This is a genomic window from Photobacterium lucens (genome assembly GCF_009873615.1).
Classification (GTDB): domain Bacteria; phylum Pseudomonadota; class Gammaproteobacteria; order Enterobacterales; family Vibrionaceae; genus Photobacterium; species Photobacterium lucens.
This window is the reverse complement of record NZ_SSMG01000044.1, coordinates 23,527-40,239: the sequence shown is the minus strand read 5'-3', so window position 1 is coordinate 40,239 and position 16,713 is coordinate 23,527. Positions and strand designations below refer to the sequence as shown.

The 16,713-nt window shown below is 41.3% G+C and carries 15 protein-coding genes and 1 tRNA gene; 11 read left to right on the top strand and 5 right to left on the bottom strand.

The features are described from left to right. The first annotated feature begins 228 nt into the window (after positions 1 to 228). On the top strand, positions 229 to 726 hold the full coding sequence (gene rfaH / locus E5A76_RS03080; protein ID WP_161118071.1) for a transcription/translation regulatory transformer protein RfaH: 498 nt from the start codon (positions 229 to 231) through the stop codon (positions 724 to 726). Between the two features lie 67 nt (positions 727 to 793). Next, positions 794 to 1,699, top strand: coding sequence for a UTP--glucose-1-phosphate uridylyltransferase GalU (galU, locus tag E5A76_RS03075; RefSeq protein WP_262383627.1), 906 nt, complete (start codon positions 794 to 796; stop codon positions 1,697 to 1,699). A 67-nt stretch (positions 1,700 to 1,766) separates the two neighbouring features. Here galU and E5A76_RS03070 read toward each other — a convergent pair whose 3' ends face one another. Further along, positions 1,767 to 2,282 (bottom strand): hypothetical protein, encoded by a 516-nt coding sequence (locus E5A76_RS03070; RefSeq protein ID WP_161118069.1) that lies wholly within the window; start codon positions 2,280 to 2,282, stop codon positions 1,767 to 1,769. Positions 2,283 to 2,541: 259 nt separating this feature from the next. Then, complete coding sequence (folD, locus tag E5A76_RS03065) at positions 2,542 to 3,399, bottom strand: bifunctional methylenetetrahydrofolate dehydrogenase/methenyltetrahydrofolate cyclohydrolase FolD (protein ID WP_161118068.1); 858 nt, start codon at positions 3,397 to 3,399, stop codon at positions 2,542 to 2,544. A gap of 305 nt (positions 3,400 to 3,704) precedes the next feature. Between folD and E5A76_RS03060 the strand changes: the two genes are divergently transcribed. From E5A76_RS03060 to E5A76_RS03025, 8 genes are all read left to right on the top strand, one after another. Further along, positions 3,705 to 3,781 (top strand) — tRNA-Arg (locus tag E5A76_RS03060). A 475-nt stretch (positions 3,782 to 4,256) separates the two neighbouring features. After that, positions 4,257 to 5,555 carry a trigger factor gene (gene tig / locus E5A76_RS03055; protein WP_161118067.1) on the top strand — a complete coding sequence of 433 codons (1,299 nt, stop codon included), beginning with the start codon at positions 4,257 to 4,259 and terminating at the stop codon, positions 5,553 to 5,555. A gap of 105 nt (positions 5,556 to 5,660) precedes the next feature. Beyond that, complete coding sequence (gene clpP / locus E5A76_RS03050; RefSeq protein WP_008987662.1) at positions 5,661 to 6,284, top strand: ATP-dependent Clp endopeptidase proteolytic subunit ClpP; 624 nt, start codon at positions 5,661 to 5,663, stop codon at positions 6,282 to 6,284. Between the two features lie 109 nt (positions 6,285 to 6,393). Next, positions 6,394 to 7,674 (top strand): ATP-dependent protease ATP-binding subunit ClpX, encoded by a 1,281-nt coding sequence (gene clpX / locus E5A76_RS03045; protein WP_008987661.1) that lies wholly within the window; start codon positions 6,394 to 6,396, stop codon positions 7,672 to 7,674. A 192-nt stretch (positions 7,675 to 7,866) separates the two neighbouring features. Next, positions 7,867 to 10,230, top strand: coding sequence for an endopeptidase La (lon, locus tag E5A76_RS03040; RefSeq protein WP_053987182.1), 2,364 nt, complete (start codon positions 7,867 to 7,869; stop codon positions 10,228 to 10,230). 222 nt (positions 10,231 to 10,452) lie between these two features. Then, complete coding sequence (hupB, locus tag E5A76_RS03035) at positions 10,453 to 10,725, top strand: nucleoid-associated protein HU-beta (RefSeq protein WP_008987659.1); 273 nt, start codon at positions 10,453 to 10,455, stop codon at positions 10,723 to 10,725. Positions 10,726 to 11,137: 412 nt separating this feature from the next. Next, on the top strand, positions 11,138 to 13,030 hold the full coding sequence (ppiD, locus tag E5A76_RS03030; protein ID WP_161118066.1) for a peptidylprolyl isomerase: 1,893 nt from the start codon (positions 11,138 to 11,140) through the stop codon (positions 13,028 to 13,030). Between the two features lie 140 nt (positions 13,031 to 13,170). Next, positions 13,171 to 13,464, top strand: coding sequence for a ComEA family DNA-binding protein (locus tag E5A76_RS03025; RefSeq protein ID WP_053987069.1), 294 nt, complete (start codon positions 13,171 to 13,173; stop codon positions 13,462 to 13,464). A 37-nt stretch (positions 13,465 to 13,501) separates the two neighbouring features. Here the strand turns inward: E5A76_RS03025 and rrtA are convergent, their stop codons facing one another. Then, positions 13,502 to 14,047 carry a rhombosortase gene (gene rrtA / locus E5A76_RS03020; protein WP_187695536.1) on the bottom strand — a complete coding sequence of 182 codons (546 nt, stop codon included), beginning with the start codon at positions 14,045 to 14,047 and terminating at the stop codon, positions 13,502 to 13,504. Between the two features lie 10 nt (positions 14,048 to 14,057). Between rrtA and E5A76_RS03015 the strand changes: the two genes are divergently transcribed. Further along, entirely contained in the window at positions 14,058 to 14,675 is a 618-nt protein-coding gene (locus E5A76_RS03015; protein ID WP_161118065.1) for a tRNA-uridine aminocarboxypropyltransferase, read from the top strand. A gap of 50 nt (positions 14,676 to 14,725) precedes the next feature. Here the strand turns inward: E5A76_RS03015 and E5A76_RS03010 are convergent, their stop codons facing one another. Together E5A76_RS03010 and yfbR are read right to left on the bottom strand one after the other, a co-directional pair. After that, complete coding sequence (locus E5A76_RS03010) at positions 14,726 to 16,093, bottom strand: anti-phage deoxyguanosine triphosphatase (RefSeq protein WP_161118064.1); 1,368 nt, start codon at positions 16,091 to 16,093, stop codon at positions 14,726 to 14,728. After that, positions 16,093 to 16,677: a 5'-deoxynucleotidase gene (gene yfbR, locus E5A76_RS03005; RefSeq protein ID WP_053987066.1), complete on the bottom strand. Its 585-nt coding sequence runs from the start codon at positions 16,675 to 16,677 to the stop codon at positions 16,093 to 16,095. Before yfbR ends, E5A76_RS03010 begins: the two co-directional genes overlap by 1 nt. Between the last annotated feature and the right edge of the window lie 36 nt (positions 16,678 to 16,713).

Below are 16,713 nucleotides of genomic sequence, written 5' to 3'. Positions count from 1 at the left end.
GTTTGTTTGTCTGTTTTTTGTTTTATTTTTGGTGTTGTATGTTGTCAATTGTGGCTGTTAATGAATGTTACATTTTTGAGGTGTGATTTGTACACATTTTAATGAAAAACGAATTATCATAGGTACAAAATTATAGCCTTGATTTTATAAAGTCCTTGCTAGGCGGTCATATAAAATCGTTATTTTTATGTATATAATAAACGTTGTTTAGAATAATTAGGATTGATGATGAAAGATTGGTATTTACTTTATTGTAAGCGCAGTGAGCAAGAGCGTGCCGTGATCAATCTTGATCGTCAGGGTGTTGATTGTTACTACCCACAAGTTACAGTACAAAAGATAACGCGAGGAAAGCGTACAGAGTCTGCTGAGCCGCTATTTCCGAATTATGTTTTTGTTCACTTTGACCCTGAAGTTGTCAGTTATACATCAGTGCGCTCAACACGAGGTGTTGCTGATTTCATCCGCTGTGGTACCTTTCCTCAGAAAGTGCGAGAAGAGCTAATTTATAATTTGATGATGAATGAAGACAGTGCAGAGCATCAACGTTTATTATCAATGCTGCCTCAACCTGGTGAAAAACTAAAGTTGGAACAAGGTAAGTTCCAAGGCTTAGAGGCGATTTATCAAGAAGCTGATGGTGAAAAACGCTCATTTATGTTGATAAATCTTCTTGGTAAGCCTGTAAAGGTAAGTATAGAAAACACGGATTTATTAAAGAAATAATCCGTAGTTCAGATCACCACACACTCATCAATGAAGATGTCTATAACGAATTATGTTGGATAAAAAATTGAATCATTCATTAGTACGTAAAGCCGTAATTCCTGTAGCCGGTCTTGGCACACGCATGCTGCCAGCGACAAAAGCTATTCCAAAAGAAATGCTACCGATTGTTGATAAGCCTCTTATTCAGCACGTTGTGAATGAATGTGTTGCTGCTGGAATTAAAGAAATTATTCTTGTTACGCATTCTTCAAAAAATTCAATTGAAAACCACTTTGATACGTCATTTGAGCTGGAAGCGACCTTAGAAGCACGAGTAAAACGTCAGTTACTAGAAGAAGTTCAAGCCATTTGTCCACCTGACGTGACGATTATGCATGTACGCCAAGGTCAAGCTAAAGGCTTAGGTCATGCTGTGTTATGTGCACACCCACTTGTAGGTGATGCGCCATTTGCAGTGGTGTTACCAGATGTGATTTTAGATGATGTAGCCAGCGATCTGCGTTGCGATAATATGGCAGCAATGGTGAAGCTATTTAACGAGACTAAAATTAGCCAAGTGATGGTTGAGCCAGTGCCAATGTCTGAAGTATCCAGTTATGGTGTTGCTGATATTAATGGCGTAGAGTTGCATGCTGGCGAATCAGCACCAATGACGAAAGTTGTCGAGAAACCAGCGGTTGAAGACGCACCGTCTAATTTGGCTATTGTTGGACGTTATATTTTACCTGCTGAAATTTGGGCGCTATTAGCTCGAACGCCTATTGGTGCTGGTGATGAGATCCAGTTAACTGATGCCATTGACATGTTAATGCAATCTCAGCAAGTGAATGCATTTCATATGTCAGGTTTAAGCCATGATTGCGGTAGTAAAATTGGTTATATGAAGGCATTTGTGGAATACGGCATGCGCCATAACCAGTTTGGTGAAGAGTTTACAGACTACTTAAAGCAATTAGCAAAAACATTGTAATTGTAAGTAACTTGAGAAAAGCGATGCGAATTAGCATCGCTTTTTTATTATTGCTGAGTCAATGACTCTAGTTTGTTATGTTTTTTTGCTGCTTTTCATAATGGTGAATACTGTTGAGTATTTCACGATGAAATTGATTACTTTCATGGACTAAATTAGCAGTGGTTTCTAATGCATCTGCCATATGATTAAGTTTCCCTGTTGTTTCTAAGAGAATATTTTTAACCGGAGCAAGAACTAAATAATATATAGCGATAAGCGCTAGAACGATCAACATTAAAATAAGAGCAAAAAGTAAAATAGTGTAAAGTTTAATATCACTCATGATCGATTTAGATGCGGTGATAATAGGTGTGCTGGTTTGAGAGACAGCTTTAGGTAGTGCAGCAACAGATTGGTTAAATGATTGCGCTAATGTATCAATATGCTTAAAGGTATCAGTGATAGCAGCTTGTTGCTCAGACGTAAGGTTAGGGTGCTTAGCCATTGTTTGTAATGATGCAGCCATTTTCTCAATAGATTGCGCTGCTATGTTTGCAGGTTGCTCGATACCAGAAAGATCTACACCGATATTAAAAGCCACTAATGCTTTATTATTAGGCTCGGTTATATTTTTATTAATATGTATATCTTGGTTACTCGCCAAGGATAAAGACGAAAATAAAATACAGAATGTAATTAAAATGAAGCGTAAAAAATATAGCATTGATATCTCAGGCTTATCAGAAAAAGAAAGATATAAAAATAAAGAATTAATATGTCTTCATTATATCTGATAAAAGATATTAAGCAGTAAAAGATATTGAAAAGAAAAGAGCAATATTGCTATTGCTCTTATTTAGTTATTCAGCGTGAAATTGTTCGCAGGCTAGCATGGTGTTCTCAATGAGGGTTGCTACTGTCATTGGCCCTACACCACCAGGTACTGGTGTGATGTGTTTTGCTCGTTGGCTTGCAACATCAAATTCGACATCACCACAAAGTTTGCCTGTTTTTAATCGGTTAATGCCAACATCAATTACCGTTGCGCCTTCTTTGATCCATGAGCCTGGAATAAAGTTAGGCTTACCTACCGCAACCACAAGAATATCAGCGCGACGAACATGACTTTCAAGATCTTGTGTAAATCGATGACAGGTTGTTGTTGTTGCGCCACCTAACAACAATTCAAGTGTCATTGGGCGACCAACAATATTAGAAGCGCCAACAATGACGGCTTCTTTACCACGAACAGGAATATTGTAGCGCTCTAACAGTGTCATTACGCCTTTAGGTGTACATGAACGTAGTTTAGGTATGCGTTGGCTTAAGCGACCTACATTATATGGGTGGAAACCATCAACATCTTTTTCAGGATCAATGCGCTCTAAAATACGCGTGCAATCCATACCAGCTGGTAATGGCAATTGCACCAAAATGCCATCGATAGTGGGATCAAGGTTTAGCTCATCAATAAGAAGTAGTAACTCTTCTTCTGTTGATGTTGCAGGTAAATCAAAGGATTTTGACACGAATCCAACTTCTTCACAGGCTTTACGTTTACTGCCGACATAAATTTGAGAAGCAGGATCTTGTCCTACAAGTACGACAGCTAAGCCAGGCGCACGAAGACCTGCATCAACACGAGCTTTCACTCTCGCAGCAACTTCCTGTCTAACTGTTTGGGAGATCAATTTCCCATCAATAATTTGAGCGGTCATGGTGATCCTTTTTATATTGGCTGAGCATAATGGAGATATTGTGGCAGAAAATGATGATATTAGCTATAGCGCAAACGTTTGCTTTTTGGTGTATTACTCGCGTGTATGTGATAAGTAATTGAATATCCGTCTAACAGAGAGAGGGTAGAGATTAATGATATCGGGTAGGGAAAAACGAAATTAAAACAGATTGATTTAACTTTAATCGGTTGGTGTCTTAAATCATGAAAAATAAAGTAAACGTATTGACCTAAGCTTTTTGCTCCGTATAATCCGACCTCGTAACTTCATGTTACGTCAATGATGCGCCCTTAGCTCAGCTGGATAGAGCACGTCCCTTCTAAGGATGTGGTCGCAGGTTCGAATCCTGCAGGGCGTGCCATTTCCTTCTCTTATTATCGCTGTTCCTTTTTACATTCATCGTTGAATTCTCCGATTTATAATATCCATTTTAGCTTATTGTCTTCTTATTTAGCATTTGCTTTATTACGCACCCATCATTCAAAAAATGCATCAAATAGGCTGTTTTTCCAACATTTGAACACAAAAATCGCATATTAGACTGATTATTTTCTCTTTCCCCCTTGAAATGCGCAATCTAGCCCCTATCTTGTGTTTCAGTTGTAGAGCAAGATAGCAGTTTAGTCTATCGAACCTCGACGACACGTTTGTGTGTCGTTATAATGACGCGCTTTAATTTCTAGGTTGAATGAACATCTCTGACAGTCTAGAAATAAAGTAAAAGAATTTAGGCGTTATGGTTTAGTAAGCCGTAACACGAAAAGGATGCCACCGTCAGTAAATGGCTGTTCGGCAACATCACTCAGAAAACTGAGTAAGTTTTGAGGTTAAATATAATGCAAGTTACCGTTGAAACCACTGAAGGCCTAGAACGCCAACTAACTATCACTGTTCCTGCTGCAAACATCGAAGACGCAGTAACAGCTGAACTAAAGAAAATTGCTAAGACTCGTCGTTTCGACGGTTTCCGCCCTGGTAAAGCACCACTTAAGATGGTTGCTAAAATGTTTGGCGCATCTGTACGTCAAGACATCCTTGGTGAAGTTATGCACCGCCACTTTATCGAAGCTATCGTTAAAGAAAAGATCAACCCAGCAGGCGCACCTACTTTCACTCCAGTGGAAATTGCTGAAGGTAAAGATCTAGTATTCAAAGCAACTTTTGAAGTATTCCCAGAGATCGCTCTTCAAGGTCTAGACAAAGTTGTTGTTGAGAAGCCAGTTGTAGAAGTAACTGAAGCTGACGTTGACACAATGCTAGAAACGTTACGTAAGCAACAAGCTACATGGGCAGAAGTAGAAGCAGCAGCTGACGCTAACAGCCGTGTAACTATCGACTTCGTTGGTACTATCGACGGTGAAGAGTTTGAAGGCGGTAAAGCTGAAGGTTTCGCACTAGCTATGGGCCAAGGTCGTATGATCCCTGGTTTCGAAGATGGCATCGTAGGTAAGAAAGCTGGCGACGAGTTCACTGTAGAAGTGACTTTCCCAGAAGAGTACCACGCAGAAAACCTAAAAGGTAAAGCTGCAGCATTCGCTATCAAACTTCACAAAGTTGAAGCTCAAGAGCTTCCAGAACTAACTGAAGAGTTCGTTGCTAAGTTCGGCGTTGAAGACGGTTCTGTTGAAGGTCTTAAAGCTGAAGTTCGTAAGAACATGGAGCGTGAGCTTAAGCAAGCTGTTAAAGGTCGTATCAAAGATCAAGTTCTTAACGGTCTTGTTGAGCAAAACGACATCACTGTTCCTGCTGCACTTATCGACCAAGAAATCGAAGCACTACGTCAGCAAGCTGCACAACGTTTTGGCGGTAACGCTAAGAACATGCCTGAGCTTCCACGTGAACTATTTGAAGAGCAAGCTAAGCGTCGCGTAGTTGTTGGTCTTCTAGTGGGTGAAGTGATCAAGTCTGAAGAGCTAAAAGCAGACGAAGAGCGCGTTAAAGCAATCATCGCTGAAATGGCTTCTGCATACGAAGATCCATCAGAAGTGGTTAAGTACTACGAAACTAACGAACAGCTAATGAACAACATGCGTAATGTTGCTCTAGAAGAGCAAGCAATCGATGCACTTCTAGCGAAAGCACAGGTTTCTGATAAGGCTGTTAGCTTCAACGAGCTAATGAACCCAGCTGCTTAATTTGCTGAAATTACCGTAGAGATTTGACATTCTCTCAAGTCTTCTGCTAACAATGGTCCGTGTGAGTAATTTCATTCGGGCCATTTATTTTAGGGAAATAACGTTATGAGCTACCAAGAAAAAAACGCCATGTCACCAATTTTGGATGCGCTGGTACCTATGGTGGTCGAGCAGACTTCTCGTGGTGAGCGTTCTTACGATATCTATTCTCGTCTCTTAAAGGAGCGTGTGATTTTCTTAACTGGTCAGGTTGAAGATCACATGGCAAACCTTGTAGTAGCCCAGCTGCTATTCTTGGAGTCAGAAAACCCAGATAAAGACATCTTCCTTTACATCAACTCTCCAGGTGGCTCTGTTACTGCGGGTATGTCAATCTATGACACTATGCAGTTTATTAAGCCAAATGTGAGCACTGTATGTATGGGTCAAGCATGTTCTATGGGCGCATTCTTACTTGCTGGTGGCGCGAAAGGTAAGCGTTACTGTCTACCGAATTCACGAGTAATGATTCACCAGCCATTAGGTGGCTTCCAAGGACAAGCGTCGGATATCCAAATCCATGCGCAAGAAATTCTAACAATCAAACAACGCCTAAACGGTCTATTGGCTGAGCACACTGGTCAACCATTAGAAATTATTGAGCGTGATACTGACCGTGACAACTTTATGTCTGCAGACCAAGCTGTAGAATATGGTTTAGTGGATGCTGTATTGAGTAAGCGTGACTAAGTTCTTATTCAGCTTGTTAGCTTAAGATAGTTAACGAAGCAAAATAACTGGACTTGTTATACACTCAAAACAAGGCAATGATGGGAATACCCCAATAAGAGGTTAGCGAATGACAGATAAGCGAAAAGAGAGTGGTAGCAGCAAGCTATTATATTGCTCTTTCTGCGGTAAAAGTCAGCATGAAGTTCGCAAGCTGATTGCAGGCCCTTCTGTTTATATTTGTGATGAATGTGTTGATCTATGCAACGACATTATTCGCGAAGAAATCAAAGAAGTGTTGCCGAAACGCGATGGCGATGAACTGCCGACTCCGCAAGAAATTCGTAACAACCTGGATGATTATGTAATTGGTCAAGCACACGCTAAAAAAGTACTAGCGGTCGCGGTATATAATCACTACAAACGTCTACGTAATGGCGATACTAACAGTGAAGGTGTTGAGCTAGGTAAGAGTAACATCCTACTTATCGGTCCTACTGGTAGTGGTAAAACACTATTGGCCGAGACTTTAGCACGTATGCTGGATGTACCGTTTACGATGGCTGACGCAACCACGCTAACAGAAGCGGGTTACGTGGGTGAAGACGTAGAAAATATCATTCAGAAACTGCTACAGAAATGTGATTACGACGTAGCGAAAGCTGAACGTGGTATTGTTTACATCGATGAAATCGACAAGATTTCACGTAAGTCAGATAACCCATCGATTACTCGTGACGTATCTGGTGAAGGTGTACAGCAAGCATTACTAAAATTGATCGAAGGTACAGTTGCTTCTGTTCCACCACAAGGTGGTCGTAAGCATCCTCAACAGGAATTCTTACAAGTTGATACTTCTAAGATCCTATTTATCTGTGGTGGTGCATTTGCAGGCCTTGATAAAGTGGTTGAGCAACGCGTTGCTACTGGTACAGGTATTGGTTTTGGCGCGGAAGTACGTTCAAAAGATCAAGCGGATTCATTAAGTAATCTATTTGAGAAAGTTGAACCAGAAGACTTAGTTAAATATGGTCTAATTCCAGAATTTATCGGTCGTCTTCCAGTAACAGCAACACTTGGTGAGCTTGATGAAGAAGCGCTAGTACAAATTCTACGTGAGCCTAAGAATGCACTAACTAAACAGTATGCAGCATTATTAGAGCTTGAGAATGTGGAACTAGAGTTTCGTGATGATGCACTTGTGGCTATTGCGCGTAAAGCAATGGAGCGTAAAACAGGTGCTCGTGGTCTACGTTCAATTGTTGAAGCTGTACTGCTTGATACAATGTACGAACTACCATCCCAGCAAGGTGTGAGCAAAGTTGTTATCGATGAATCAGTAATTAAAGGTGAGTCTGAGCCTTTATTGATTTATGAGAACACTGAAACACCAGCAGCTGCCGCTGAGTAAGTGCCTAATAAGTGCACATAAAGGCTAAAAAAAGGAGGCATAAGCCTCCTTTTTTATTTTCTAGCACTTCTTTCGTTGAATATTGTTGTTTTACCCCCATATACTCAATATATGCTAACTTTCTAGTCGTATTAAGTAAGTGTCTCAAGCAGTTACTTAATACGATTAGTATTGACAGGAAGAGAGATGAATATGAACCTGGAGCGTTCTGAGCGCCTAGAGATCCCGGTTCTGCCACTGCGTGATGTGGTGGTGTACCCTCATATGGTTATTCCATTGTTTGTGGGCCGGGAAAAATCCATTCGTTGCCTTGAGTCGGCAATGGAGAACAATAAGCAGATTCTGTTGGTTGCGCAAAAAGAAGCAGCAACAGATGAACCGTCGATCACTGATCTTTATGATGTCGGTACTGTTGCCACTATTCTACAGCTTTTAAAATTACCAGACGGTACGGTTAAAGTACTGGTTGAAGGTCAGCAGCGTGCCAAAGTAGAGGCACTGACTGATGATGAATACTTTACAGCAGAAGCTGAGTATTTAGTGACGCCTGAAATGGACGAGCGCGAGCAAGAAGTGCTGGTTCGTACTGCAATTGGTCAGTTTGAAGGCTTTATTAAACTAAATAAAAAGATCCCGCCAGAAGTATTAACTTCACTAAACGGTATCGATGAAGCTGCACGTCTTGCAGATACCATTGCTGCACATATGCCATTGAAATTGGCAGATAAGCAAAAAGTATTAGAAATCGTTGATATTACAGAACGTTTAGAGTTCTTAATGGCAATGATGGAATCCGAGATTGATCTGTTACAAGTTGAAAAACGCATCCGTGGACGCGTGAAAAAGCAGATGGAAAAATCTCAGCGTGAGTATTACTTAAATGAGCAGATGAAAGCGATCCAAAAAGAATTGGGTGAGCTGGATGATGCGCCAGATGAGTTTGAAGCGCTAAAGAAAAAGATTGAAGAATCTAAGATGCCGACTGAGGCACGTGAAAAGACTGAGCAAGAACTACAGAAGCTGAAGATGATGTCACCGATGTCAGCAGAAGCAACAGTGGTTCGTGGCTACATTGATTGGATGCTAAGTGTGCCTTGGCACAAGCGCTCTAAAGTGAAGAAGAGCCTAGCAAAAGCCGAAGAAGTGCTTAATGCCGATCACTATGGTCTAGAGCGTGTGAAAGAACGTATTCTTGAGTATCTCGCAGTACAAAGCCGCGTGAACAAGCTAAAAGGTCCGATCCTGTGTTTAGTGGGGCCTCCAGGTGTAGGTAAAACCTCATTAGGTCAATCTATCGCTGCGGCAACGGGTCGTAAGTACGTTCGTATGGCGCTGGGTGGTGTTCGTGATGAAGCGGAGATCCGTGGTCACCGTCGTACTTATATCGGTTCTATGCCGGGTAAATTGATCCAGAAAATGGCAAAAGTTGAGGTGAAAAACCCACTTTTCCTATTAGATGAAATCGATAAGATGTCGTCTGATATGCGTGGCGATCCAGCATCAGCACTACTTGAAGTGTTAGATCCTGAGCAAAACAGCGCATTTAACGATCACTACTTAGAAGTGGATTACGATCTATCTGATGTGATGTTCGTGGCAACATCGAACTCGATGAACATTCCTGGTCCATTACTTGACCGTATGGAAGTGATCCGTCTTTCTGGTTACACCGAAGATGAAAAACTGAATATTGCTAAGAATCACCTGTTAGGTAAGCAGATCCAACGTAATGGTCTAAAGCCAAACGAAGTGACGGTTGAAGATTCAGCGATCATTGGCATTATTCGCTACTACACACGTGAAGCAGGTGTTCGTAGTCTAGAGCGTGAAATCTCTAAACTTTGCCGTAAAGCAGTGAAAGAAATTTTACTTAATAAAGACATTAAGCACGTTCAAATCAGTCAAGATAATCTTAAGGATTACTTAGGCGTTCAGCGTTTCGATTACGGAAAAGCTGACGAAAGTAACCGTATTGGTCAAGTTACAGGACTTGCATGGACAGAAGTTGGTGGTGACTTATTAACTATCGAAACTGAATCTATGCCAGGTAAAGGTAAGTTAACTTATACAGGTTCGCTTGGTGATGTGATGCAGGAGTCTATTCAGGCTGCTATGACGGTTGTACGTACACGTGCAGAGCGTTTAGGTATTGCTGCTGACTTCTACGAGAAACGTGATATTCACGTTCACGTACCGGAAGGTGCTACACCAAAAGATGGTCCAAGTGCAGGTATCGCAATGTGTACAGCGCTTGTATCTAGCTTGACTGGTAACCCTGTGCGTGCAGATGTTGCGATGACAGGTGAAATTACTTTACGTGGTGAAGTGTTACCTATTGGTGGTTTGAAAGAAAAACTGCTAGCAGCACACCGTGGCGGTATTAAAACTGTACTGATTCCAAAAGAGAACGAACGTGATTTGGAAGAGATCCCAGACAACGTTATTGCTGATTTGGAAGTACGCCCAGTACGTTGGATTGATGAAGTGTTAACTGTTGCACTGCAGAATAATCCAACAGGTATTGAGCTAGTGAATGCCCAAAATAGTGACCTGTAGCAAAATTAACTAAAGAAAAAACGCTTTCAAAGGCAAAAGTCCTTGTCAGCGTTTTTTTGTCTGGCTATAAGTTAACTTCGAATCCGCGCTAAGCGATGTATTATTAAGATCTGGTTAAGTTTGAATATCTATTATCAGGTCTAGAAACAATTAATTGCCTACTATTCACAACGTCTCAGTGACGAGTTACGGGTAGGTAAAGTTCATTAAGGGGATTTAATCGTGAACAAAACTCAACTAGTTGATAAAATCGCAGAAAGTGCAGACATCTCTAAGGCATCTGCAGGCCGTGCATTAGATGCATTCATCGAAGCTGTTTCTGAAACATTGAAAGACGGTGATCAAGTTGCATTGGTTGGTTTTGGTACTTTCTCTGTACGTGAACGTGCAGCTCGTACTGGCCGTAACCCACAGACTGGCGCTGAAATCCAAATTGCTGCGGCAAAAGTACCAGGTTTCAAACCTGGTAAAGCGCTAAAAGACTCTGTTAACTAAGAAATAGTTGGTCTTTACCAACTGTTTTGTCATGTTACATGGCTTAAATATTGCTTCTGGAAAGGGTATACTGATCCAGTTCAACAAAGGCGCATCGGTGGATGCGCTTTTTTTACTTATGATGGTGTCAATTTGAATAACGATCTGTGGTGTTTGTGGTAGCAATAGCGCAAAATGCATTTCATTAATCAAATCGGTATCAAGTTATCAAACTAGTGTTTTATGGTTTATTGTGTCTCAGTTATCTATAGTTTAGATGCTGATTTTAAATAAATTATTTAGTAATTAGTTAATAACGAATTAATAATGATTGTTATGGTTCGGCTATCGTGTTGATACCGATATTTAGTGCACACATTTGATATCTAGTTCGAAACCGTGCCAGATCGAACAGTAGGAGAGACGGCAAATTATGATGGAGCGATTGCGCGAAGGCGCTAACAGCATCTGGGTTAAGATTATTCTTAGCTTAATTATTTTATCTTTTGTATTTGCTGGTGTCGGCAGTTATCTGGCGAGCGGTAATGAGCAAGTTGCTGCAAAAGTGAATGACAAAGAGATCAGCCAGCGTGAATTTGAGCAGGCTTATCAGAATCAACGTAACCAAATGCAGCAGCGTTTAGGTGATTACTTCTCAACGTTAATGGGTAACCCTGAGTACGTTCAGCAGTTCCGTAAAAGTGTACTGGATCGTATGGTTAACGATGAACTGATTGAGCAACGCGCGACTGAGTTAGGTCTTGGTGTAAGTGATGCACAAGTTAAGCAAGCAATCATTGAAATGCCTGCTTTCCAAGTTGATGGCGTATTTAATAACGAGCAATACAATCTAACGCTACGTCGTGCTGGTATTTCTCCAGAGCAATTTGCGGAATCAATCCGTAAAGACATGCTTCGTCAACAGTTCTTAAGCGCACTACAAGATAGTGATTTTGCACTTAATAATGAAGTTGATGAACTACGTAAGCTTGAATCTCAAGAGCGTGTAGTACGTACACTTAAACTAAATCTTGCTGATTTCACTAACAAAGTGACGGTAACTGACGAAGAAGCGAAAGCTTACTACGACGAAAATAAAAATCAGTTTACTCGTCCTGCGCAAGTGAAAGTCTCTTACATTGAGTTATCGGGTAAAGATTTAGTTAACAACATTAAGATCACTGATCAAGAAGCTGAAACTTACTATAACGAACACAAGAGCAAGTACAGCACAGCTGAGAAGCGTCAAGTAAGCCACATTCTTGTGAAAGGCGACAGCGATGCATCTAAAGCCAAAGCGGAAGCGTTATTGGCTGAGCTAAAAGGCGGTGCGAACTTTGCTGACGTTGCGAAGAAATCATCTGATGATACGTTCAGTGCAAAAGATGGCGGTAAGCTAGATTGGTTCGGTAAAGGCGTAATGGATCCAGCATTTGAAGAAGCTGCGTTCTCATTAGCTAAGCCGGGTGATATGTCTGGTCTTGTGAAATCTTCATTTGGTTACCACATCATTTTGCTAGATGGCATCGAAGAGCCTAAAGTGAAGCCATTTGCTGAAGTGAAAGCAAGCATTATTGCAGAGCTTCAAGAGCAGCAAGTTGCAGAACAATTCTACAAGCTACAAAGCAAACTTGCTGAAACGGCATTTGAATCTCCAGATTCTCTAGATGCAGCAGCAGAAGCAGTAAAAGCTAAAGTGGTAACAACTGGCTTTATCTCTCTACAAGATGAGAAAGGCGTACTAGCAGATCAGAAAGTTCAGGAAGCGCTACAAAGCCCTGAAGTTCACGATGATGGTATGAACTCTGATGTGATTGAGATTGCACCTGAGCATGTAGTCGTTGTTCGTGTTGATGATTCTCGTGAAGAAGCGGTTCTACCATTTGCTGATGTTGAAGCGAAAGTGAAAACATTGCTAGCACAGCAAAAAGGTGAGAAACAAGCGACTGAAAAAGCGGACTCTATTATTGCAGCTTTACGTGAAGGTAAATCAGACGTTGTAGCTAAAGATGGCCTAAGCTTCTCAGGCGATCAAACAGTAACGCGTTCTGGCCCTGATGCAAATGTTGCACGTGTTGCGTTCACATTGCCTAAGCCTAAAGACGGTAAAGCTTCTTACGGTATGGTACGTGACAACAATGGTAATGTTGAAATCATTGCACTAGATAAAGTGGTAAACGTTAAACCTTCAGCTGATGAAGTGAATAGCCAGTTTGCAACTCAAGTTGAGAATATGTTTGCTCAGCAAGATCTAGCTGCAACGCTTGAAACGTTACGTGAGTCTGCAAAAGTGACTTACCCAATGTTGGACAAGCCAGCACAATAATTGAAATTAATATTTCTCTTAACGGGCCGCCATTGTGCGGCCCGTCGTTTTTCTAGTGACTCCTTTCATAAAATCGCTTCTTATTCGTCAATTTCTGCTTATTCTTTTGATTCCAATATATCAATTAGGGATAGAAAGAAATGCACTCATACCGTTTATTTAAAGTTATCGCCTTAGCAAGTGGGTTAGCCTTGGTACCGCTAAGTCATGCTGATGAAAAGACGCATGAAGGGATCGTTAAAACTGTGAATATCAATGAAGCGAATGTTGAGCAGCTTGATATCTTATTAGATGGTATAGGCGCAGAGAAAGCACAAGCGATTGTTGATTATCGTAGTGCTAACGGTAAGTTTGCGAGTGCGGATGATTTAGTTAAAGTGAAAGGGATCGGTAAAGCAACGGTTGAGAAAAACCGCAAGATTATTGAGTTGTAGTGATATTAATGACGGGAGCTGATGCGCTCCCGTTAATTTATAGCCATTTTGGTTTTAGGATAAGTGCGCTGATGATCCCTGTGATTGCACCAATCAAATGAGCTTCTGTGGCAACACGAACACCGATTAACTCTTCAGAGCTTATTGAGCCGCCGAAGTATTGCTCCCAACCAATCTTAATCATTAATCCAACTAATAATAGCCACCCACCTTTGGTTTTGGATTGAATATCTCGAATACAGCCCCAAGCAAAAATGCCGTGTAATACACCAGAGAAGCCCGCATACCAGGTAATGCTGGTAGCAAAGAGGCCAAGCCCTATAACTACGGATATAATGAAGATCAGTAAGCTATAGCCTTTAGCATGATAGTGGATGCGAAAAATAAAACTGATGATCACAAAGGCTGCTGCATTCATAGCAAGATGTACCCAATTGGTATGGGTGATATTTCCTGTTAGGATCCGCCATAATTCACCATTTATAATGGCTTGTCGATCCCAGACAAGTAATGGCTGGAGTGATGGTAATTGTGCTATCACGCCAATCAATAATGCGATAACAATGTAATTTCGAATGGACAAGGCAACCTCAATGAGTCGGTATTGTGATAACTGTGGTAAAGCGAATAAAGCGTGTATTTGTCACTGGATTAAAACCATTGAAACCCAAACTGAGCTGTGGATTTTACAACATCCGTCAGAAGTTAAACGGGCCATTGGTACTGCGAGAATATTATCACTTTCTTTGCCGAATAGCCGACTCTGGGTAGGAGAAGATTTTTCACAACATGATGAGCTTAATCAAGCGTTGGCTCAAACAGATCATGACATTTACGTCGTTTATCCTGGAGAGGGTTCAATCGCCTTGTCTGAGGTTGCCAATAAGTCAGCAAATGAGCGTAAAAAAGTGATTATTCTGCTCGATGGTACATGGAAGAAAGCTTATAAGATGTGGCAATTATCAACTAACTTACATCATTTGCCGTTAGTGAGTTTAGATAATGTTGAAACGGGCAATTATCGGATCCGTAAATCACCGAAAGAGCAGGGAGTCTCAACGGTAGAAGCAGGTTTTCTTGCGCTTTCTGTATTGGAATCTGAGCAAACTGATCTTCAGCCATTGCTTGATACATTTGAGGCGATGATTAACTTTCAAATTGCGCAGATGCCGTCTGGGGTTTTTGAGCAAAACTATCAGAGTAACGAGTAAGAAATTAAATGAGTAAGAGAAAGGGAGCATATAGCTCCCTTTTTGATAGCTTAAAACCCGTAACCGTCATTGCTGATCCCTGTCACAGACGTCGGCTGGAACAAGGTGCTGTACAAGCGTTGGGCAAAACCGTCTGTCATACCTGAAATATAATCAGCGATGATCCTCAGTTCATTACCGCCATTTTCTTGTACTTCAAGCCAACGTTGACGCGTACCTTCAGGTAGTAATCGCTCTGGATCAGATGCAAATGCCTCAAATAACTCCATGATCAGCTGCTGTCCTTTGTATTCAGATAGCTGAATTTCAGGCTTTTTCACTACATAGATACTGACAAATTGTTTCAATACTTCTAATGCTTTTTCCATTGGTTCAGATAAGAAAGCGTTCCATTGCAGTAATGGCTCATCAAAAAAATCCGTACCATTTTGAATGGTTGGGCTAATGGTGATAGAAGTTAGTAAACCGTTAACTAGCGCACCTATTGCATCTTTACGTTGATGGTGGCTACCAAACATTAATTCGCTGATCTCACCAATGCGCTCTTCTAACCAAGGATCGCCACATTCAGCAATTTTAGAAGCCACAGCCTCTTGCCATTCATCACGAGTAACGATACCCATTACGATAGCATCTTCTAAGTCATGAACACCGTAAGCAATATCATCGGCAAGCTCCATGATCGAACAATCTAAAGATTTAAACCGGGTTTTACATGGCAGCATTGGAGACTGTCGTTCACAGCGCATTTGGGCAAATAAGGCTTTATCTTTATCTGATAATGGCGCTAATACCCAATCAAATACAGCTTTGTCATCATCGTATAAGCCTTTGGCTGGATACCAATCTTTTGCTTTTAAATGGCGGAAGTTAGCAACATCTGGCGCTCTTTCTAATGGTGCTGTTTGGCTAAGTAAGGCTGGGTATTTTAGTAATCCTAGCAATGTGCGCCTTGCTAGGTTCATCCCGTAGCCTTCGGTGTAGGGTTCTAATAACGTTACAATACGAAATGTTTGTGCATTGCCTTCAAAGCCGCCGTTATTACGCATCATGTAATTAAGGGCGACTTCACCACCATGACCAAAAGGTGGATGGCCGATATCATGAGCTAAACAAAGGCTCTCCATTAAGCTCGTTGACGGTAATAGTTTACGAAATTCTGGCTGTTTTAACTTAAGCTGAGCGACGATCCCTGTACCGATTTGCGAGGCTTCCAATGAATGCGTCAGGCGAGTGCGGTAAAAGTCATGATTACCCGCACCATGAACTTGGGTCTTGGCTTGTAGGCGACGAAATGCCGCTGAGTGAAGAATACGGGCTCTGTCTCGTTGATAAGGTGAGCGATGATCATCACGACGCATTTTTTTTTCGTCGTAGTGACGATCTTGCCATTGTGGGTCAATCTTAAATTCTGTCATTAACTAATATCATCCAATGTCAGATTAAAGCTATCGGCAAAGGTATCGAGGAAATATTCCATTTCCGGGGTTTTGCGTTGCTCTAGTGTTTCTTCTAAACGTTTTTTGGCTCGAGTAAACTCGTGATTGCCTGCGCTGAGCTCTTCTAGGCATTTAATATAAGCACATAAGGTATCTGCCTGTTTTACAATCGCAGCCGCTTCTGCATCAATTTTATGACTATCTAATAGTGATGCGTAATCGTCTTGAAATTCCGCAGGTAGCATTGAGATCAGCTTTTGCTCTGCGGCTAATTCAATCTTTTTATATTCTTCAGCAATTGCAGGGTTGTAGTACTTAATTGGCGTTGGCATATCGCCAGTGATCACTTCACTCACATCGTGAAACATCCCTTGTAGAGCGATACGTTCTGGATTGAGATTGCCACCGAACTTACGATTTTTAATTAAAGCGAGGGCGTGAGCTACAAAGGCGACTTGAAGACTATGCTCTGAAATATTTTCTGTTTCGACACTACGCATTAAAGGCCAGCGTTGAATTAAACGCATACGGGCAAGGTGGGCGAAGAAATGACTTTTTTCCATGATGATCAGTTCTCTTTGCTAAGGTTGCTGAGCTAT